The 19,855-nt window shown below is 50.0% G+C and carries 19 protein-coding genes and 3 tRNA genes; 12 read left to right on the top strand and 10 right to left on the bottom strand.

What is annotated here, in order from left to right:
• The 4 genes from tilS to G604_RS0108790 form a co-directional block, all read right to left on the bottom strand.
• Entirely contained in the window at nt 1–1,428 is a 1,428-nt protein-coding gene (gene tilS / locus G604_RS0108805; RefSeq protein WP_028910241.1) for a tRNA lysidine(34) synthetase TilS, read from the bottom strand.
• A gap of 88 nt (nt 1,429–1,516) precedes the next feature.
• A complete protein-coding gene (gene kdsB, locus G604_RS0108800) occupies nt 1,517–2,254 on the bottom strand; it encodes a 3-deoxy-manno-octulosonate cytidylyltransferase (protein ID WP_028910240.1) in 738 nt (245 codons plus the stop codon).
• Between the two features lie 148 nt (nt 2,255–2,402).
• Nucleotides 2,403–3,590 carry a class I SAM-dependent rRNA methyltransferase gene (locus tag G604_RS0108795; RefSeq protein WP_028910239.1) on the bottom strand — a complete coding sequence of 396 codons (1,188 nt, stop codon included), beginning with the start codon at nt 3,588–3,590 and terminating at the stop codon, nt 2,403–2,405.
• Entirely contained in the window at nt 3,583–4,245 is a 663-nt protein-coding gene (locus tag G604_RS0108790) for a 3'-5' exonuclease (RefSeq protein ID WP_028910238.1), read from the bottom strand. Before G604_RS0108790 ends, G604_RS0108795 begins: the two co-directional genes overlap by 8 nt.
• A 117-nt stretch (nt 4,246–4,362) precedes the next feature.
• Between G604_RS0108790 and G604_RS0108785 the strand changes: the two genes are divergently transcribed.
• A complete protein-coding gene (locus G604_RS0108785; RefSeq protein ID WP_028910237.1) occupies nt 4,363–6,948 on the top strand; it encodes an FtsK/SpoIIIE family DNA translocase in 2,586 nt (861 codons plus the stop codon).
• Between the two features lie 57 nt (nt 6,949–7,005).
• Nucleotides 7,006–7,608 (top strand): LolA-like putative outer membrane lipoprotein chaperone, encoded by a 603-nt coding sequence (locus G604_RS0108780; RefSeq protein ID WP_028910236.1) that lies wholly within the window; start codon nt 7,006–7,008, stop codon nt 7,606–7,608.
• 114 nt (nt 7,609–7,722) lie between these two features.
• Here the strand turns inward: G604_RS0108780 and folK are convergent, their stop codons facing one another.
• The gene (gene folK / locus G604_RS0108775) at nt 7,723–8,097 is read right to left on the bottom strand and encodes a 2-amino-4-hydroxy-6-hydroxymethyldihydropteridine diphosphokinase (protein ID WP_051220324.1); all 375 of its coding nucleotides are present in this window, start codon (nt 8,095–8,097) and stop codon (nt 7,723–7,725) included.
• Between the two features lie 82 nt (nt 8,098–8,179).
• On the opposite strand from folK, the gene G604_RS0108770 reads away from it, so the two are divergent.
• From G604_RS0108770 to G604_RS0108730, 8 genes are all read left to right on the top strand, one after another.
• Nucleotides 8,180–9,100 (top strand): glucosaminidase domain-containing protein, encoded by a 921-nt coding sequence (locus tag G604_RS0108770; RefSeq protein ID WP_028910234.1) that lies wholly within the window; start codon nt 8,180–8,182, stop codon nt 9,098–9,100.
• A 59-nt stretch (nt 9,101–9,159) separates the two neighbouring features.
• Nucleotides 9,160–10,428 carry a M64 family metallopeptidase gene (locus tag G604_RS0108765; RefSeq protein ID WP_028910233.1) on the top strand — a complete coding sequence of 423 codons (1,269 nt, stop codon included), beginning with the start codon at nt 9,160–9,162 and terminating at the stop codon, nt 10,426–10,428.
• Entirely contained in the window at nt 10,425–11,018 is a 594-nt protein-coding gene (locus tag G604_RS13995) for a tetratricopeptide repeat protein (RefSeq protein ID WP_051220323.1), read from the top strand. The genes G604_RS0108765 and G604_RS13995 overlap by 4 nt, the downstream gene beginning before the upstream one ends.
• Nucleotides 11,019–11,073: 55 nt before the next feature.
• Nucleotides 11,074–11,147: transfer RNA gene (locus G604_RS0108755), tRNA-Pro, on the top strand.
• A 119-nt stretch (nt 11,148–11,266) separates the two neighbouring features.
• A tRNA-Ser gene (locus G604_RS0108750) sits at nt 11,267–11,358 on the top strand.
• A 374-nt stretch (nt 11,359–11,732) separates the two neighbouring features.
• Nucleotides 11,733–11,960, top strand: coding sequence for a hypothetical protein (locus G604_RS13990; protein ID WP_036905084.1), 228 nt, complete (start codon nt 11,733–11,735; stop codon nt 11,958–11,960).
• 480 nt (nt 11,961–12,440) lie between these two features.
• Nucleotides 12,441–12,992 (top strand): GNAT family N-acetyltransferase, encoded by a 552-nt coding sequence (locus G604_RS13985; RefSeq protein WP_081657722.1) that lies wholly within the window; start codon nt 12,441–12,443, stop codon nt 12,990–12,992.
• A 76-nt stretch (nt 12,993–13,068) separates the two neighbouring features.
• Nucleotides 13,069–13,539 carry a low molecular weight protein-tyrosine-phosphatase gene (locus tag G604_RS0108730; RefSeq protein ID WP_028910231.1) on the top strand — a complete coding sequence of 157 codons (471 nt, stop codon included), beginning with the start codon at nt 13,069–13,071 and terminating at the stop codon, nt 13,537–13,539.
• A 72-nt stretch (nt 13,540–13,611) separates the two neighbouring features.
• Here G604_RS0108730 and G604_RS0108725 read toward each other — a convergent pair whose 3' ends face one another.
• Nucleotides 13,612–14,481: a hypothetical protein gene (locus G604_RS0108725; protein ID WP_028910230.1), complete on the bottom strand. Its 870-nt coding sequence runs from the start codon at nt 14,479–14,481 to the stop codon at nt 13,612–13,614.
• 127 nt (nt 14,482–14,608) lie between these two features.
• Between G604_RS0108725 and G604_RS0108720 the strand changes: the two genes are divergently transcribed.
• Nucleotides 14,609–15,577: a patatin-like phospholipase family protein gene (locus G604_RS0108720; RefSeq protein WP_036905099.1), complete on the top strand. Its 969-nt coding sequence runs from the start codon at nt 14,609–14,611 to the stop codon at nt 15,575–15,577.
• A 123-nt stretch (nt 15,578–15,700) separates the two neighbouring features.
• On the opposite strand, the gene G604_RS0108715 is transcribed toward G604_RS0108720, so the two are convergent.
• A complete protein-coding gene (locus tag G604_RS0108715; RefSeq protein WP_231376111.1) occupies nt 15,701–17,029 on the bottom strand; it encodes a cytidylate kinase family protein in 1,329 nt (442 codons plus the stop codon).
• Nucleotides 17,030–17,289: 260 nt separating this feature from the next.
• Between G604_RS0108715 and G604_RS0108710 the strand changes: the two genes are divergently transcribed.
• Nucleotides 17,290–17,733 carry a YhcH/YjgK/YiaL family protein gene (locus tag G604_RS0108710; protein ID WP_028910227.1) on the top strand — a complete coding sequence of 148 codons (444 nt, stop codon included), beginning with the start codon at nt 17,290–17,292 and terminating at the stop codon, nt 17,731–17,733.
• A gap of 54 nt (nt 17,734–17,787) precedes the next feature.
• Here the strand turns inward: G604_RS0108710 and G604_RS0108705 are convergent, their stop codons facing one another.
• The 3 genes from G604_RS0108705 to G604_RS0108695 all read right to left on the bottom strand — a co-directional run bounded on the left by G604_RS0108705 (nt 17,788) and on the right by G604_RS0108695 (nt 19,750).
• Nucleotides 17,788–18,075 carry an arginine deiminase family protein gene (locus G604_RS0108705; RefSeq protein ID WP_196801111.1) on the bottom strand — a complete coding sequence of 96 codons (288 nt, stop codon included), beginning with the start codon at nt 18,073–18,075 and terminating at the stop codon, nt 17,788–17,790.
• A gap of 79 nt (nt 18,076–18,154) precedes the next feature.
• Nucleotides 18,155–18,228, bottom strand: a tRNA-Ala gene (locus G604_RS0108700).
• A gap of 124 nt (nt 18,229–18,352) precedes the next feature.
• Nucleotides 18,353–19,750, bottom strand: coding sequence for an ammonium transporter (locus G604_RS0108695; RefSeq protein WP_028910225.1), 1,398 nt, complete (start codon nt 19,748–19,750; stop codon nt 18,353–18,355).
• Nucleotides 19,751–19,855: the final 105 nt, after the last annotated feature.

Below are 19,855 nucleotides of genomic sequence, written 5' to 3'. Positions count from 1 at the left end.
TCATGTACCTACGGTGATACGGAGGACACGGCGAGTCTGCGGGCTCACGGCGACACGGGCATCAATACGACGGGCGACGAGCCATACGGGAGTGGCAGCGGCGTCGACGAGGATGAGCTGGCGGCGGCGGTCGAAGAGGTTGACTTTCTGATCCGTGAGGAAGTCACTGACGAGCTTGGTATTTTTCATGCCAAAAGGGATAAATCGGTCACCCTCGGTGATCGTGCGCAAGGTCAGCGGGAAGCGGACTTTGTCGGCATCCACCGTGATGACTTTCGGGTCCTTGCTGACGGTCGTTTCCGGCGTCTCCTTGATCTTGATAACGAATTCCTCCCCGAGATGATAGGTCCCCGTTTCCGGGATCTTCCACGACTTCGAGGGCAACGGCTCCAACGGTTCGATGAGGATACGGTCACGGTCGATGAGCAACTCATAACCCGCCGACTTCCAACTGCGGCCCGTGAGGTCCTTCCGCTCAGAATGAGCGTCTTCTATGGCCGTGAAGATTCCCCTGGCGGCCTTGCCCGAGAAGCCGTAAGGACGGACAACCTCGAAGAAAAGATATTCCGGAGATATATATTCAAAGAGATCTTTCAGGGCGATGATGGCATTCTGCTGCGGGACGGCTGCTGATGACTGCTTAGCCTGCGTCCCTCCCCCTTCACGGTCCTCTGGATAGTCGAGATAGAGGATGATGCCGGCGCGGCGGCTGAGAAAGCTGTTGAGATGACTGTCCACGATTTTAGTTGACTGAACGGCCGTATCCATCAGATCCACAAGATGTTCACGCACGGCGGGATTGATTTTTTCCAACAACGGGATCACTTGATGGCGGTAGACGTTGCGGGTCGCCCCGTCGGTGAGATTCGTACTGTCGGTGACGAAATCCTGATGCAGTTCCGTCAGATAGTCCTCAATGTCCTTACGAGATACGGCAAGCAGGGGGCGGAGGATATTGCCGTTCTGCGGTTGGATACCCTTCAAGCCCTGCATGCCCGTGCCTCTGACGATATTCATCAACAATGTCTCGATGGCGTCATCCTGGTGATGGGCCACACAGACGCCCTGGGCGCCGAGGTCCTTCGCCAGTTGCTGAAAATAGGCATACCGGAGGTTACGGGCGGCCAGTTCGATGCTCTCATGGTGCAGGACGGCATAGCTCCGTGTATCGAAATGGACGATATGGAACGGCACCTGCAGATGGTCGCAGAGCGTGCGGCAGAACTGTTCGTCACGGTCGCTCTCCTCCCCACGGAGCTTGAAGTTGCAGTGGACGGCCTCGACGCGATAACCGAGGGCGAGGAGGACACGGAGCAGAGCTACGGAGTCGGCGCCGCCGGAGAGGGCCACGAGGTAGCGGCCGTCCCCGGTGAGGAGGTGATGGCGGGAGATATATGCCGATATTTTTTGGGAGAAATAGTTATACATATTCAAATGATGGCATTGGCGCTACCTTGCGCTTGCAAAGCGCAAGCACACGACGGCAGGCCATTCTACACCGCAACCTACGAGAGGATCAGTTTTTCAGAAAGGCCTCGGCGCGCTTCAGGTCCTCGGGGGTATCGATGCCGACAGTCTCGACATCGGTGGTGCCGACCTTGATACGGAAGCCGTTCTGCAGCCAACGGAGCTGCTCGAGACTCTCGGCCTTCTCCAGACTGCTCTGGGGCAGGGCCGTGACAGCACGGAGGACCTCACGACGATAGGCATAGAGGCCGAGGTGCTTCAGGAAGGGATAATGTTCCAGCCACTCCTTCTCGTCGACGCCACGGACGAAAGGGATGACGCTGCGGGAGAAATAGAGGGCAAAACCCTTGTTGTCGACAACGATCTTCGGGGAGTTGGGGTTCTTGACGGCCTCCATCGTCGTGAACGGTTTGCCGATGGTGGCGATCTGCGTCTGCGGATCGTCGAAACAATGACATACCGTCTCGATCTGTGAGCGCTGGATGAACGGTTCATCACCTTGAATATTCACGACGACATCCCAGTCGCCGCCGATCTTTTCCATAGCTTCCTCAATGCGGTCGGTACCACTCTTATGGTCCTTACGCGTCATGACGGCCTTGCCGCCGAAGCGCACGACCTCGTTGAAGATCCGCTCGTCATCCGTGGCCACATAAGCCTCGTCGAGACAGACGGCTGCCTGCTCATAGACCCGCTCGATCACGGTCTTTCCGCAGAGGACAGCCAGCGGCTTACCCGGGAAGCGGGTGGAAGCATAACGGGCCGGAATAATTCCAATATATTTCATTTTAGTATGTCTTTTTTTATCTATTCGGCGCTACCTTGCGCTTGCAAAGCGCAAGCACACAACGGCAGGCCATTCAACATTTGCACCATCTGTCGAGACAACGGCAGGCCATTCAACATTTGCACCATCTGTCGAGACGACGGTGGATTTATTCTACGTATAAAACCAATCCTTTCAGATATTCACCCTCGGGGTGATAGATATTGATGGGGTGGTCGGCAGGCTGGTGAAGCTGATGAAGGATGCGCACCCGACGATGGGCCTGAGCGGCAGCCGTGAAGACGGCGGCACGGAACTGATCCTTGTTGACAGCCTGTGAACAACTGAAGGTGAAGAGGATACCACCATGCTTGATACGCTGGAGACCTTTCAGATTCAATCGTGTATAACCTTTCAAGGCATTGTGAAGGGCCTTGCGGTGCTTGGCGAAAGCCGGCGGGTCGAGGATGATCAGGTCATACTTGTCGTCATGCTCATCGAGATATTTGAACGCGTCATCGCAATAAGCCTCATGGCGGTCATCACCGGGGAAGTTCATGGCGATATTCTCATTGACGAGTTCGATGGCCTTGGCACTGCTGTCGACGGAGTGCACGAGTTTGGCACCGCCCCGCATGGCATAGACGGAGAAGCCACCCGTATAACAGAACATGTTGAGTACGCTCTTCCCCTTGGCATAATGTTCTAGGAGCGAGCGGTTGTCACGCTGGTCGACGAAGAAGCCCGTCTTCTGACCTTTCAGCCAGTCGATATGGAACTTCAAGCCGTTCTCGATGGCGACATTATCGACATGAGCGCCCCCACCGATGAGGAAGCCGTTCTCCTCGTCGAGACCGGCCTTGTAAGGCAAGGTCGTCTCACTCTTATAATAAAGGTTGTCGATGCGGCCGTCCATGACCTCCATGAGGGCCTTGGCGACCTCCATACGACAGACATGCATACCCACGGAATGAGCCTGCATGACGGCCGTACGGCCATAGCAGTCGATGACGAGACCAGGGAGGTTGTCGCCCTCACCATGTACGAGACGGAACGTATTATTGTTCGGTGCGTCGGCAATGCCGATAGCCACCCGCATGTCGAGGGCGGCCTTCAGGCGCTGGCACCAGAAGTCATGATCGATGACGATATCCTCAAAACTGAGGACACGGACGACGATGCTGCCGATCTGGAAATGTCCGACAGCAATGAATTTCCCTTCAGCGGTGATGACACGGACGATGTCACCCTCCTGGATGCCCTCATCGGCATGATGGACGGCACCACTGAAGATCCAGGGATGGAAGCGCTTCAGGCTCTCGTCCTTGCCACGCTTGAGATAGATATTCTTATACATTGTTGTTATCATTATTTGTTGGGACGACGGCAGGCTCTGGCTCAGGGACTTTCTCCAAAATATAATCACCTGTCTCAATCATGCGTGTCATCTCATCGTAGAGCTGTATACACGTCCATGCATCCGTGGCGGCATAAAGTTTCTGGGAGTCACGGAGGTTATCAGCACACCAGTTGGAGAGGCGCTGCCCCTTGGATATTTTCATGTGGAAAATGTTTGCATAGAGTTTCTGAAGACTCAGATCCTCAATGCCTAACTTAGGCGCCAATGTCTGCAAGTCAACGAACCATCCGGGTTTAAACTGCTGACGACGTTCCAGACCGAGGATATCATCATGCCAGGACAGGCCCACCTTCAGCACAGTCGTATCTTCAAGAAGCCGCATGATAGCCGGTGTAATTCCTGTAAGGTTTAAACGAAATAAGAAGCAAGTCGTTCTGTTCGAGACCTGAAGCAAAGAGACCTGGAAATGCTGACCTTTCTTGAATGACGGCTTGGTCTCCGTGTCTACGCCCAGGATGTCGCTGGCGAGCAGATAATCAACGGCTTTCTCCGTCTCACCCGGCGAGATAATCGTGATGATCCTGCCGGGGAACTGCACTTGGGGAAGCTGCGCAATCGCATGCTTGTCGAACTTGTTATAAATTTTCTTCATTCCATTTTAACCTTACAATTTGCAAAATTAAAAAAAAATCGCGAAAAAGGAGTTGTGTTTGGAGAATTTTCACTATTTTTGCAAGAAGAATTTGTAAAAAGAGAAAGAAACAAATATATGGCACATAAAAAATCTGACCGTAAGAGTAAGAATATCAGCAAACCGACGAGAAAAGGCGGTGAGGCGGTCGGCTTTCAAAATATTATCAGTGATGAGCGAGTAGACTTCATTCTCGGGCTGATCCTATTCGTCGTCTCTATCGTGCTTCTCTGGGCAATGTTTTCATATCTGGGGACAAGTGCTGCCGATCAGAGTATCCTGGAGCGTATGCGTCCGGGTGAATGGATGAATAGCAGTAAGGAATTCTCCAATACCTGTGGCAGCTTTGGAGCTATCCTGTCCTACTATCTTATTTCTGTCAATTTCGGCTTACCCTCCTTTCTCATTCCCATTTTCTTCATTCTCGTATCCTTAAAGCTCATGCGAGTCTACAAGAAGATTAATCTATGGAAATGGTTTCTCTGTCTCAGTGTGACCATGATTTGGAGCAGTGTCACCTTTGCCAAGTTTCTTGCTCCCATCCTCGGCGATGAGGTATGGAATCCCGGTGGTGGTATAGGTGCTCTTTCTGTTCAATACTTGGAGAATCTTGTCGGTGCCCCGGGCTTGACAGCCATTCTGATCTTAACGGCAATCATTTTCCTCACTTATCTCACATCGGAGACGATCACATTTGTCAGGAAGTGTCTCAATCCCGTCGGGATCATTCGGAATAAGGTAAAATTCACGATCACCAATCCCAACGAGCCATCCACTGATGACGCGACACTGACCGATAATACGCTCTATGGCGACAATGAGTCGGAGCAGCATGATACTGAACAGGAGGAGCAGGAAGAAGTAGCATCCGCAACCGACGTAAAGCCAGAGGATCTCAAGCCCGTCGTCATCGACCTTGACCAGTTGGAGAAAGAGAATCAGGCCAAACAGACCAGGGAGCAAGGAGCAGAAGAAGTGACTCCGACAGAACCAGAAAGACCGACTTTCCTCCAGCAACAGCGTGAGAACCGCATGGCCGAAGCCATCCACCCCGCTGCTGATCTCGGAGGCATGGAAGTATCTGTTGCCCACGAGGAGGAGAAATCCACCAGTAATACGGTCAGCGATGATATCGATCTTTCTACGCCGATCAATCCACGTGAGCCGTTCACCCGTTACCATTTCCCTACCCTCGACCTGTTGAAGAGTTATCCTGATGATGACGCTCCCGTCATTGACGAGCAGGAGCAGATAGCCAACAAGAACCGCATCATCGAGGTTCTGGGTAATTTCGGCGTGCAGATCAAGACCATCAAGGCAACCATCGGACCGACCATAACCCTCTATGAGATTCAGCCCGCTGAAGGCGTCCGTATCTCCAGAATCAAAAACCTCGAGGACGATATCGCCCTGAGCCTTGCCGCCCTTGGTATCCGTATCATTGCCCCCATCCCCGGCAAGGGAACCATCGGTATTGAGGTGCCGAATGCCAAACCACATATCGTGTCAATGAAGAGTATCCTCGACTCCAAGAAATTTCAGGAGACGAAGATGGAGCTCCCCGTCGCCCTTGGCAAGACGATTACCAATGAGGTTTTCATGTTTGACCTCGCGAAGGTGCCACACCTCCTCGTCGCTGGTGCCACCGGTCAGGGTAAGTCTGTCGGTCTGAATGCCATCATCACCTCTTTATTATATAAGAAACATCCCAATGAGTTGAAATTCGTACTCATCGACCCGAAGAAGGTGGAGTTCAGTATCTATACGAAGATCGCGCCCCACTTCATGGCCGTTGTGGACCCAGATGACGAGCCGATCATCACCGATGTCACGAAGGTCGTTCGTACGCTCAACTCGCTCTGTGCCCTTATGGACCACCGCTACGACATGCTGAAGATGGCCGGGGCACGTAATATCAAGGAGTATAACCGTAAGTTCGTCAACCATCAACTCGACCTGACGAAGGGCCACGAGTATATGCCCTACATCGTTGTCGTCATCGATGAGTTCGGCGACCTGATTATGACGGCTGGAAAGGAGATCGAGTTGCCTATCGCACGTATCGCCCAGCTCGCCCGTGCCGTCGGTATTCATATGGTCATCGCCACACAGCGTCCTACCACGAGCATCATCACCGGTAATATCAAGGCCAACTTCCCGGGACGTATCGCCTTCAAGGTCAGTGCCGGTATCGATAGTAAGACGATCCTCGACCGCACAGGCGCCCAGCAGCTCATCGGTCGTGGTGATATGCTCTATCTCAATGGCAACGAGCCCGTCCGTGTACAGTGCGCCTTCGTCGACACCCCCGAGGTGGAGGCCATCAACAACTACATCGCCGATCAACCCGGTCCCGTAGAGCCCCTCATTCTCCCTGAACCCGTAGATCCTAACGGCAACGGCAATAACGGCAACGGAAACATGGATGTCCGCAGCCTTGATCCTTTCTTCGAGGAAGCCGCCCATGCCATCGTTCTCAGCCAGCAGGGCTCCACGAGTATGATTCAGCGCCGTTTCTCCATCGGATACAACCGTGCCGGACGCCTCATGGACCAGATGGAGGAAGCCGGCATCGTCGGACCCGCACAGGGCAGCAAACCGCGTGAGGTCCTCATCCAGGATGAGAACCAGCTCAACCAACTTATCGCGCAGATCAGAGGATAGTAAGGACATGATTTATCATGATCCGTCCACCACAAGAACATAAAAATATTTGAAGATATGAAACGATTATTTCTTTCATTATTGCTCATGCTGACACTGACCATCACCATGTCGGCACAAACGGCAACACAAGTATTGAACAAGACCGCCGCCGTCATCGGCCGTAAGGGAGGCGCACGGGCCAACTTCTCCATCTCTTCCAAGAGTTTCGGATCAACCTCCGGCACCATTGCCATCAAGGGACAGAAATTCTATGCCCATACACCGGTGGCCACGGTATGGTTCAATGGTAAGACACAATGGAGCTATATGAAGCGGACACAGGAGGTGAATGTCTCCAATCCCACACAGGCCCAGCAGATGGCCATGAACCCCTATACGTTCATCCATATCTATAAAACTGGTTATAAGACTTCCATGAAGCGCCAGGGTGGAAACTTTGTGGTCCACCTTGTCGCTGCCAACCAGAAAAGGACGGTACAGGAGATGTATATCACCATCAACAGCCGAACCTATGTGCCTTCAGTGGTGAAGATGCGGCAAGGCCGTAACTGGAGTACGATCCGTGTCTCCGGCTTCCAGGCTAAGAACCAGCCCGACGGCCTCTTCACCTTCAGAGCCAAGGATTATCCGCAGGCAGAAGTCATTGACCTCAGATAATCCCTTTGCAGGGGCCGTCCCTTGTGGCGGCCCGTCGGCGGAACGCCGAATCATACAGGAAATGAATGCCGAAACCGGCATCGGGCCGCCACAAGGGACGGCCCCTGCCAACGATTACTTCTCCATCAGTCTCTTGACATATTCTCTTCCCCAGTCTTTCTCATGATAACGCATACCGTCAAAGAGAAGGATATCGATATCAATGATTACCCTACCCTTAGCCTTATCTCCGGGACGACGCCCCAGCTGTCGTTCAATATCTTTAGTAAGTTTGAGGAAATCATCATAAGAAAGAGACGTCTTTCCCTTAACAAGCGCATTCATGAAATCGGGACCATCAAGGCCCACGGGAGACGTCCTCAACAACTCCGAACAAGACCATCCGGAGAAAAGAGAAGGCTGCAATGCCCCCATGGCCGCTATGAGATTCTTATGACGATTGACATTAGAACCCAACAACAATATGACTTCCTTTTCTATCTGCATCATGCAAAATTACTAAATTTTGTTGTATTTTCATTCCTTTCCACGAAAAATTTGTAAATTTGCATTCGTATTTTCCATTTACAACATGAAGAAGATCATCATTATCATGGCCGCTGTCCTCTCTGCCGTCATACCTGCCACTGCGCAGATGAAATGGAACAGTGCCTACCAGAACTATATTGACCAGTATAAAGACCTGGCCATTGAGGAGATGCTGCGCTATCATATACCCGCCAGCATCACCCTCGCACAGGGCGTCTTCGAGAGCCGGGCAGGACTCAGCGACCTCGTCACACAGGGCAACAACCATTTCGGCATCAAATGTCACGAATGGACCGGTCCTACACAGTATCATGACGATGATGCCCGTGGTGAGTGTTTCCGCGTTTATAATAATGCCCGTGAGAGCTACGAGGACCACAGCAAGTTTCTCACCTCCCATCCCCGTTACAACCGCCTCTTCCAGCTCGACATCACTGATTATAAAGGTTGGGCACGGGGTCTGAAGGACTGTGGCTACGCCACCAATCCCCGTTACGCTGACCGTCTGATCAATATCATCGAACTCTATCATCTCCAAGAGTATGACAAGGCTCATAATTTCGACCGTTTCATGGCCCGCCATACAGGTAATGATCAGCCTACGCGTGCCAACGGCCTACTCCATCCCATTAAGATCTTCAACAAAAACTACTATCTCATTGCCCGTGAAGGTGACTCTTTCAAGAGTATCGGCAAAGAAGTGGGTATCTCATGGAGGAAACTGGCTAAATATAATGAACGTAACAAGCATGATGCCCTTCATCCGGGAGACATCATCTTCCTCCGTAAGAAACGGAAGAAAGCACCGAAACAGTTCAAACACCGTCCCCATGTCGTCCAGCCCGGAGAGAGCATGTATGATATCGCTCAGAAATATGCCATCAGACTGAAGAGCCTCTATAAGATGAACAATCTCACTCCTGATTACCAAATTCACGTTGGAGATCGTCTAAGAGTAAGATAAACAATTACCGGACTGGGCAACCACACCGTCCGGTAAAATCAACAAAATATAGAGAAATGATGAGAAAATTCGCAACGTTACTTTTATTTCTGGCAACCCTGACGCTTCAGGCACAGAACTTTAATGATTACTTCACAGACCGTACGCTAAGGATCGATTATATCTTCAGCGGCAATGCCAAGGAGACCCATATCGCCGTCGATGAGCTCTGTACCTCTCCACGGTGGTACGGCAAACGACAGCATCTCGCTGAACTCCCCATGGAAGGTAATGGTCAGATCACTGTTCGTTCCCACCAGAACGGAAAGGTTATCTATCGTAACTCCTTCTCCACCCTCTTCCAAGAGTGGCAGTCTTATCCAGAGGCTGAGCACGTGACGAAGAGTTTCGAAAATGTTTTCCTCGTCCCGATGCCAAAAGACACGGTGGAAGTCACCGTTGATCTGCGTGACAATCGTCGCAATATCGTTGCCACACTGACCCATGAGGTCGTACCGACGGATATCCTTATTCGTCATATCGGAGAACGTAATATCACACCTTTTGTCACACTCCAGCAGGCTCGTGACACCAGTCGCTGTATCCATATTGCCTTCGTCGCTGAGGGTTATCAGAAACAGGAGATGGACACTTTCATCAAAGACGCGAAAGTCGCCATCGACGCCATCTTCGCACATGAACCTTTCAAGAGTCACCGTGACTGCTTCAACATCATCGCCGTCGAATCTCCCTCTGAGGACTGTGGCACGAGTTCCCCGTCTGAGGGTATCTGGAAGAATACGGCTCTGCACAGCCATTTCGACACGTTTTACAGTAAGCGCTATCTCACCACGCTCCATCTCAAGGACCTCCATGACTGGCTTGCCGGCACGCCTTACGAACATATTATCGTACTCGTCAACACAGATCAGTATGGCGGCGGCGGCATTCTCAATAGTTATAACCTTAGTATGACACATAACAAATGGTACCGTCCCGTCGTCACGCATGAGTTTGGCCATAGCTTCGCCGGACTGGCTGATGAATATGCCTATGAGGAGGAACAGATCCCTATGTATCCACACGACATTGAACCCTGGGAACAAAATATCACCACAAGGGTTAACTTCCATGGGAAATGGGAGAATCTTATCGCTCCGGCTAAAGCTGCGAAGAAAGAGTTGAAAAAATACGATCCCAAGGTGGGCTTCTACGAAGGTGCCGGATACAGTTTGAAAGGTGTCTACCGTGGCTATCCCAACTGTCGTATGCGGGATAACACTACACCTTATTTCTGCCCCATCTGCCAACAAGCCATCACGCGCGTTATTGATTTCTATACAAAGTGATCATACCCGTCATTGTCCTTACTGCCGTTGCCGCTGGCCCTGTTGATGACGCGAAGGAGCTAGGTAAAGCTCTCGAATATTTCACTGCCGGGAAATATCACGAATGTCTCATCATCCTCTCGCGCCTCGACAAGCATTACAGGCTGAACCCGCGCTACAGGGCTTATCTCGCCACCTGCTACTACTACGACTGGGATTATCCAAACGCAGTGAAAGTCTTTGAGGAGGTGGAACCGGCGTTTCAGAATCTCGCTCCCCATGAACGGTCGTTCTATTACTGGGCATGGGGCGAGAGTCTCTTCGCTCTGCAACGATGGAAAGAGGCCATACCCAAATATGAGGCTATGCTCCCCGTCTGCTACCCCAGTGAACAGGCAGAGACGTACTATCGGCTGGGCTACTGCCATTTGATGCTGAAGGCTTGGGACAAAGCGCATGAGTGTTTTCTGCTGGCACAGAAAGGCTATGAGCAATTCCCGCAGTTGAAAAACCGGAAGGCACGTCTGGCTCAGTTGCGGAATATGATCCGTGGCTGCGAAGAACGGGGCATCAAACAAAAAATAGAAGGAAAATTTGGTCAATCCAAATAAAAGTGTTAACTTTGCACTCGCATTTTGACAAAGCAACAGTCTTTGTTTCCTCTCACGGGGTGTAGCGCAGCCCGGTAGCGCTCCTGGTTTGGGACCAGGCGGTCGCAGGTTCGAATCCTGTCGCCCCGACATCATTGGCACATGGTTGATCTTTGTTCCGTTCATCTCATTGTAGGGACATGATTCATCATGATCCGTCCAACATAATGTAGGGACATGATTGATCAAGTCCCACATGACTCACAAAAGGAAGTATGGCAGAGTGACCGAATGCGCTGGACTCGAAATCCGGTATACGCCCTTTCGCGTATCGGGGGTTTGAATCCCTCTACTTCCGCCAGTTCGAATATAGGGAGCCTAATTTCAAGGCTCCCTATTTCCTTTATGTGGTGTTATGTTGCGCTATATCGTATCATGCACGCAAATGTTTTACAGATGTTTTACATCACTCCCCCTAAATGTTTTACACTTCAAATCAAATCAGAGTGGCTTATGAGATGGCATTTGGTGAGCAGCATTTGGTGATGGAATTGATGTTGATTTCAATATCATATCTCGGTATTTGGCAAGAGTGACAACAAGGTCGTAAACTGGATAAATAAAGGGTATACAACCTATATAAATAAGGAGAAAGCCCTAAACTACCTGTACTTCTCCGAGAGCAGTATCCCGGAAGCCGCAGATAACCCAGAGCTTTCTACTGCTGCAAATATAGTGAGAAATATTGAGGATCCAAAATTATCTGATGAGAATCTGCAGGAAGATCACACGTTATCACGTGAGAAGCAGACCTTTGACAACAGAGAGCAGATCCCATTGGAGTATGACTTTGCCAGCGACGGCTATACCTTCGATGGTCTCGGTGCCACCTATCCGACGGTGAACAAAGCCGTAGACATTACCGCAACAAGTACCACGACTATGTCGCTATTTCCCATGTGACGTATGACGAGGACGACACTCCTGATGCTATGGAAAATTCGCATCTCATCGTGGAGCGCCGGTATCAATTAAGCAGGTACGTTAGGAAAGACGTGAGCGAGAGCAGAAACATAAACAGTTGTTTGCAGAAATATCGAATAAAGTTTTGTCGGGTGATTTTTCTGATGTAATTTTGCAGCAGATAAACAGTTATATAGATGAAGTCACTCAAAAGAACAGATACGGATTACGACTATCTGAACGACTTCCACAGAGAGTGGAACGAGCGTTGTATGCGAACGAATGAGAAAATGCGGTCGATGCACTTTTCTCACGCATATGCGAAAGCTCAGTCGGAAAGGATGGACGCCTTGATCCGGAAGCAAGAAGAAGAGCAGGGGAGAAAAAGAAAGAACTCCTCAGACAGTAGGCGATAGCCACGGGCAACTGGCATACCGACTAACTTTGTAAAATAATATTTTGCGATATCTCCATAAAATTATGATCATAAGAAGAATAGAAAAAGTAGACAACCAACGCATAGCAGCACTCATCCGGGCACCCTTCGATGAGTATGATATGGAGAAACAGCATACCGTCTATGACGACGAGACTACTGACCATCAGTATGAAGTCTTTAAGAATTGCGCGTCATCTGTTCTCTGGGTTGCCGAAGATCAAGGAAAGGTCATCGGTTCCTGCGGTGTCTATTCCACAGAAGGATTGCCGGAAGGCTGGTGTGAGATCGTCAAGTTCTATGTTGACCAGAACGAGCGCGGAAAAGGAACGGGAAGTATTCTCTTTGAGAAGGCCCTGCAGTCAGCTGTCTCCTTAGGCTATCATACAGCCTATCTGGAGACGTTCCCGGAATTTGCCGGTGCCGTTAAGCTATATGAACGGTTGGGATTCAAACGTATTGATCATCAGGTAGGATCCTCCGGTCATACGGCGACAAGCATATGGATGACGAAGACGTTACGGACAGAATCCTTTGACGACCAGGCGATGCGCAGGAAGGTCCTAGGAAGTGTTGGGGATGCTCATGAACGTTGAGATTATGCAGGCACCCAATGCCACCCCTCTGTGGAAATATTTCGCACTATATACGGACTTACTCAAATAAGATGATATGAAAACGAGATTACTCTTTATCTGTCTCGGCAATATCTGCCGCTCTCCGGCTGCCGACGCTATCATGAAGAAGATGGTGAAGGATGCTGACATGGAAAATGATATAGAAGTAGATTCTGCCGGTATCGGTCCCTGGCATGTAGGACAGTTGCCGGATAAAAGGATGCGGGATCATGGCTTCTTGCGGCACTATTCTATCAATCATATCGCACGACAGTTCAACGCGGCCGTAGACTTCAGCCGTTTCGACTATATTATCGTCATGGATGATGAGAATTACAAAGCGATCACCCAACAGGCCAAGAACAACGAGGACAAAAATAAGGTGATCCGAATGGCCGACTACTTCATTCGCTTCAGAGGCAGGACGAGTGTCCCCGATCCCTATTACGGAGGTGACGAGGACTTTGAGTTGGCCCTTGACCTCATTGAGGACGGATGCCGGGGATTGTTGAAAGCCTTAAAATAAATTCTGTCAGCGTTAGGGCGCCTCTTGTAGGGGCCTAACGCCTATTTTAGCGGAACATGATGAATCATGTCCCTACTTTTTCTTTCCTTTCCATGCCGTATAGCCCACACCTAAGAGAAGGATGAGAAAGGCAATGAGTATTGTTATCATCGGTCCCTTATATCGTTCGGGATAGATCCATATTTCCGTGAAGAAGTCCACACGGCCGAGAATCTCCACAGGGGTCCAAAAGACGATGACGGTAGCTATCGCCATGCGGATATTTGCACCCCACGAGGCCAGGCGCAACTCTTTGCGGAACATAAACACTGAACCCACCAGACAGCCCAAACCAAGGAGAAAGGTCACGGGACTATGATCGCCGATAAAACGAGGATCATAACAAAACATCAGAGCCAGATAACTAGTCCATAGGATCATATTCAACTCCATGAAGGTCACGATAGCCACATGGCGCGTCATCGGTCTGGCTACAATTTCCGAGCGAAGACTTCCAAAGAGGTGCTTCTGCCACCAGTTGATAAAATTACAGCCTGTCTGCGTGCAGAAGATATAAAGTGTCATCACCATCATCCACAGACCGAATGTCGCCGGAAGAATCAAATATTCCGGCCGAGTGACGACTACACCGTTGACAATCTCCGGCTGCGTGCCATAACGGTTCGCATAATACTGAAACAGGAACTCCACCCAACCCGTCCAGAACAAGAGGCCACCGAAGAGGCCACAGAGTGTCTGCCGTGTGTCACCCTTGACAAAGACACCCGTAATAACAATAATGAAACCGACCAGTCCCATCAAAAATCCGGCATAATGGACGGCCACAGGATCCATCAAACGATCCATGAGCATCATCATCGCATGTCCCAAGGGCATGGTGAAAAGGACAAGAAGGAAAGAGGCAATCGTCTTTCCCCAATAGTTCTGACGTTTTCCTTGCATTTTTGACTTGAATATTTGATTGTTTTGCAAAGATACAATATTTTTTCGTATCTTTGCAGAAGAAAATGAACAAAGCAAAGAATGCGGTTCACGATACCTAATATTTATGAACAGAATGATCGAAACAATGAGGTATAGATTTATCCATTATCGTATCAGTATACTTATGCTGATCGTTTTCTGCTTTTCCATCCAAGTAGGAGCAAAGACCCCTTCCGTCAAGCATAAGGCAAGACCGAAGATCGCCCTCGTCCTTGGTGGCGGTGGCGCGAAAGGGGCCGCGGAAGTGGGCGTACTGAAAGAGATTGAAAGAGCAGGTGTACATATCGACTATATCGTCGGAACGAGTATCGGCTCCATTGTGGGAGGACTTTACTCCGTGGGATACCGTGCCGCTGACCTTGACTCCCTCTTCACCCATCAAGACTGGGTCAAACTCTTCAATGACAAGAAGGCCAAGAAAGATATGGAAGTGCCGGAGATCAAAGGTGTAGGACTGATGAGGGGCGTCGGTGTGCTGCAGTTCCTGGATTCTCTCGTGACCGCCCTTAATACTTACCGTGGCCGCGGAGTATACCCTGACTCCATCAATTTCAACGATCTCCCTATCCCCTACCGCGCTGTTGCCTGCGATATCGTAACGGGCAACTCTGCTGTTCTCTCCCATGGTTCTCTGCCGCTTGCCATGCGCGCAAGTATGGCGATCCCCGGTGTCTTCAAGCCTGTGAGACTCGACTCTCTGGTGATGCTCGACGGCGGCCTTGTCAATAATCTGCCTGTGGATGTCGCACGAAAGATGGGCGCGGATATTGTGATCGCTATCGACCTTACACAGAACAAGCATCCTGACTTCACGCCGAAGAAAGTCAGGAAATTCATGGGGAAAGGCCTGAAATGGCTTCGCCAGCGTCCGGACTTCGTCAACTACAACCGTAACCGCAAGGATGCCGACATCTATATCAATCCTGTTCTGAAAGGTTATGGTGTCGCCAACTTCAAAGCAGATGATATCCGAAAGATGATCGATCTCGGTGAAGAAGCAGGTAAAAAGAAATTCAACGCTTTACGACGTCTGGCAACCTCCGGCCGCCGCTAAAATCTGTAGGGGCATGATCAATCATGACCATACATTGTCCTTGACGGATCATGATAAATCATGTCCCAACATTGTCCTTGACGGATCATGATCGATCATGCCCCTACGGCAGATTTTACTTTTTTAATTTTTTACTTTTTTACTTTTAATCGCCTTCTCTATGATCTCCGCGCACGCATCAATACTAAGCGTACTGGTGTTGAGCACGAGATCATAATCACGGGCATCCGTCCAATGATGGCCCGTATACTGCAGATAATGATTGCTACGACCCGTATTCACCTGTTCAATTCTACGTCGGGCATCATTAGCGGAAAGGTTATCCTTCTCCATGACGCGCTCAACGGCATCCGCCTCATTGGACGTCACAAAGACCCGGAAAGCTTTCCGGTCACCCCGCAGTACCCAGTTGGCGCAACGGCCAATGATCACACACGGCTTCTTGGCGGCCAAAGCCCGGATGATGCGACTCTCACTGACGAAGATCGCATCGTCCTGCGACGGGTTCATCGACATCGGGATACTCTTATCCGTAAAGATCAGTTCCCACAGTTTGCCATTACTGATATTCTGCTCGTTCTCACGGACAAACTCACTCGTATAACCCAACCGTTGTGCAGTCTCATCGATGATAGCATGATCGTAAAGATCGACGCCGAGTCGCTCGGAGAGCAGACGTCCAAGGGTCAGTCCGCCACTGCCATACTCGCGGGCGATGGTAATGATAAACGGCACGGCCTCTTCCTCCGTCTCCTCTTCCACTTCTTCAGCAACTTCTTCGCGGCGCTCATCAGCCGGAATAAAGATCTTATCCAACCAAACAATATGCGGAGCAAACTGACGGACCATAAATCCAACATAGAACATGCTCACGAGCGTTCCCACACCGATCATCTTCCAGTCCCAATGCCCGAAGAAATAGTACATCAAGCAAACACCGATCACCACGAGGCCCGTATCTGAACAGATCTTCACCTTTCCGAAGTCCCGCTTCACGGCTTTTGCAATAGCCAGTGGCAGACCCTCACCAGCCAGCATCAGGGAGTCACAACGCACTTCACAAGCAATGCCGAAAGCCAACAGCGCTCCGCCGATGAGCAGCTCCACGAACTGCAGCGGAAAGCCAATGGCATGTGGTAAAGAGGCAGGGATCTGGAGGAATCCCGTCATCCACATCGTCACATCCGTATAGAATCCGAAGAGGAATGACACGAAGATCTGTGTCAGTTGGCGTATCTCATAATTTTTGCGTAACAGCAAGATCTGTATGAGGATAAACAGCACATGCATACAAATCACGATTGCACCCATCGTCATCGGAATCCCCGGAATTAGCGACAACACGTAAGGTGGCGCAGAAATCGGGGACGAACCGAGATTGGCACGAATAGACAGTGAGGTTCCAAAAGCTATCACAAACAGGATAAAGACGAAACTCACATATCGCCGCATCCATTCTCTCTTACTTCTTTTTACTTTTTCCATCAGTTTTTCAATCTTTTCCTTGCAAAAGTACTAAATTTTAATGATATTTAATTACTTATTTCATGAAAAACGAAGAAAATCGCGCAATGTTTTAAATCGTAACCTTTCCACATAATTATCATTCCAATTGAAACTTAAATTCTTGTAAAAATATTTGTCACTTCGGAAAAGATTTTTTATCTTTGCCGAAAGAAGGAAATACTAGTCTATAATAAACAAATTGAACTATGATTATTGACAAAATTGAGAATCTCAAAGGCTATGCGGCAATAAACCCGCTGCTCTCTCAGGTTGTCGCCTTTCTGAGCGATCATGACTTGAAGGACCTCGACAATGGTAAACATTTTATTGACGGCGACCGCCTTTTTGTGAACATCCAGGACGCAAAGGGAAAGACCAAGGAAGATGCCGTCATCGAATACCACAAGAAGATGATAGACATACAGATTCCTCTCAACGAGGCCGAGACCTACGGCTATACGCCTGTCATTGATCTCCCGGAGGCAGACTTCAATGAAGAGAAGGACATCGCCAAACTCCCTGGCGTATCGGCACGTGAATATGTCACGGCCCTTCCCGGTGAGTTCGTTATGTTCTTCCCGCAGGACGGCCATGCCCCCTGCATCGCCGAAGGCACGCTTCATAAGGCTATTTTTAAGGTTGCAAAATAAGGACATGATTCATCATGCTCCGCACTTCACGTAGGGACATGATTCATCATGTCCTTACAATCCCCGCTCCAACACCTGTGTCATGCAGTGGGCAGCACCATAACCGCCGATGAGATTTTCCAAAGGAACCCAAGATACATGAACTCCGGCCTTACGGAAATCCTCCGCCAGATGGTCACTTTGTCCGCCTACCGCCATGATTTCCCGCACCGTCATGACCTTGATGCCTTTCTCCCGTAATAGCTCGATATAGTGCCGATGTTCCCGACCGGCGGTGTCTTCATCGAAATAGCGTTCAAAGAGGCCTGCAGAGGGATGGATGATTCCATCGAAGAGTTCCATGCCCGGCGTGTGCATCAGTATCTAATATACAATAAGACAACAAGAGGCCGCAGAATCATCTGCGGCCTCTTGATCATCGTGGAGAATATCGGAATCGAACCGATGACCTCTTGCATGCCATGCAAGCGCTCTAGCCAGCTGAGCTAATCCCCCATCGTTTAATTGTGGGTGCAAAGGTACACATTTGTTTTTATTCCCACAAATTTTTGTGAAAGATTTTTTCAAGAATATGATTGATCATGTTCCGTTGCCGAGCGGAACATGATCAATCACGTCCCTACTTCTCTTTACTCTGGAGGTATTCGTCATATTCAGCAAGCTCACGGGGACCGAAATGGGCCAGACCGTAATGCTCACCATGCTGACTGATATCAAGACCGACCTGCTCACTCTGGATACTGACACGCATCGGGATGAACTTGTCAATCAACCAGTAACCGAAATAGCTCATGACAAAGGTATAAGCGATCACGATGGCCACGGCCAGCAGATGATAAAGGAAGACGACGAAGCCTGCCCATGTGCCGGCGATAAGACCTTCCTGAATGAAGATGCCCGTCATCACCGTACCGCAGATACCGCCCATACCGTGAGTCGGGAAGACGTCAAGGGCATCATCAATGCTGCTGTGCGAGCGCCAGTAGACAGCGATATTACAGATGATCGTAATCACGAAGGAGATAAAGATCGTCTGACCTACCGTTACATAACCGGCAGACGGCGTACAAGCCACCAAACCGACCACGCAACCGACGGCAGCACCCATGGCAGAGGGCTTACGTCCACGGAGACAGTCGAAGAAGATCCACGTCATCATGGCCGTTGCCGATGCCGTCGTCGTATTCAGGAAGGCTTTCACGGCCTGTCCGTCAGCATGCAGACTACTACCGGCATTGAAACCGAACCAGCCGAGCCACAACATGGCGGCACCGAGGAGAACGAAGGGGATATTGGCCGGCTCCTCGTTCTTTGTCTTGGTACGGCGACGCCCCAGGAAGATAGCACCTGCCAGTGCGGCTACACCCGAGGAGGCGTGCACAACGATACCACCGGCGAAGTCAACGACGCCCCACTTCAGGAACAGACCGTCGGGATGCCATGTCATGTGAGCCAGCGGACAGTAGATGAACACGAAGAAGAAGATCATGAAGAACATGTAAGCCGAGAAGCGGACACGCTCGGCGAAAGATCCCGTAATCAGTGACGGCGTGATGATGGCGAACTTCATCTGGAAGAGGGCATACAATGCCAACGGAATCGTGGCGCCACCGAGGATCTTTCCCGTAGGCGTGGTGTAGATACCGGCACCGACATGCTGGAACATGAAGAAAGAAGCCGGATTGCCGATGATGCCGCCAATATCATCGCCGAAGGCCAGGGAGAATCCAAACACCACCCACAAGACGGTGATGATACCCATGGCGATGAAACTCTGCAGCATCGTTGAAATCACGTTTCGTGCGCCCACCATGCCACCATAGAAGAAACTCAAACCCGGAGTCATCATCAACACGAAGATCGTAGCCGTAATCAACCAGGCGACATCAGCACCGTTGATCTTCGACCAGTCACAAGTGAAACTGGGTTCTGAGGCAAACAATCCACCTAAGGCAATTAAAATCATGGCACCCATGAGGATGTACCACTTTTTCTTTACTTTTGTTGTCTTAATCATCTCTATTTGATCTTATTGGTCTAATTCCGCCGCAAAAGTAAACAAAAAGTTTTATACAAACAAATATTCAAGCATTTTATTTCTTATTTTTGAACAAAACTTTCA

The sequence above is a fragment of the Prevotella sp. AGR2160 genome, assembly GCF_000424185.1.
In the GTDB taxonomy this organism is placed as follows: Bacteria; Bacteroidota; Bacteroidia; order Bacteroidales; family Bacteroidaceae; genus Prevotella.
This window is presented reverse-complemented; position numbering and strand designations above follow the sequence as displayed.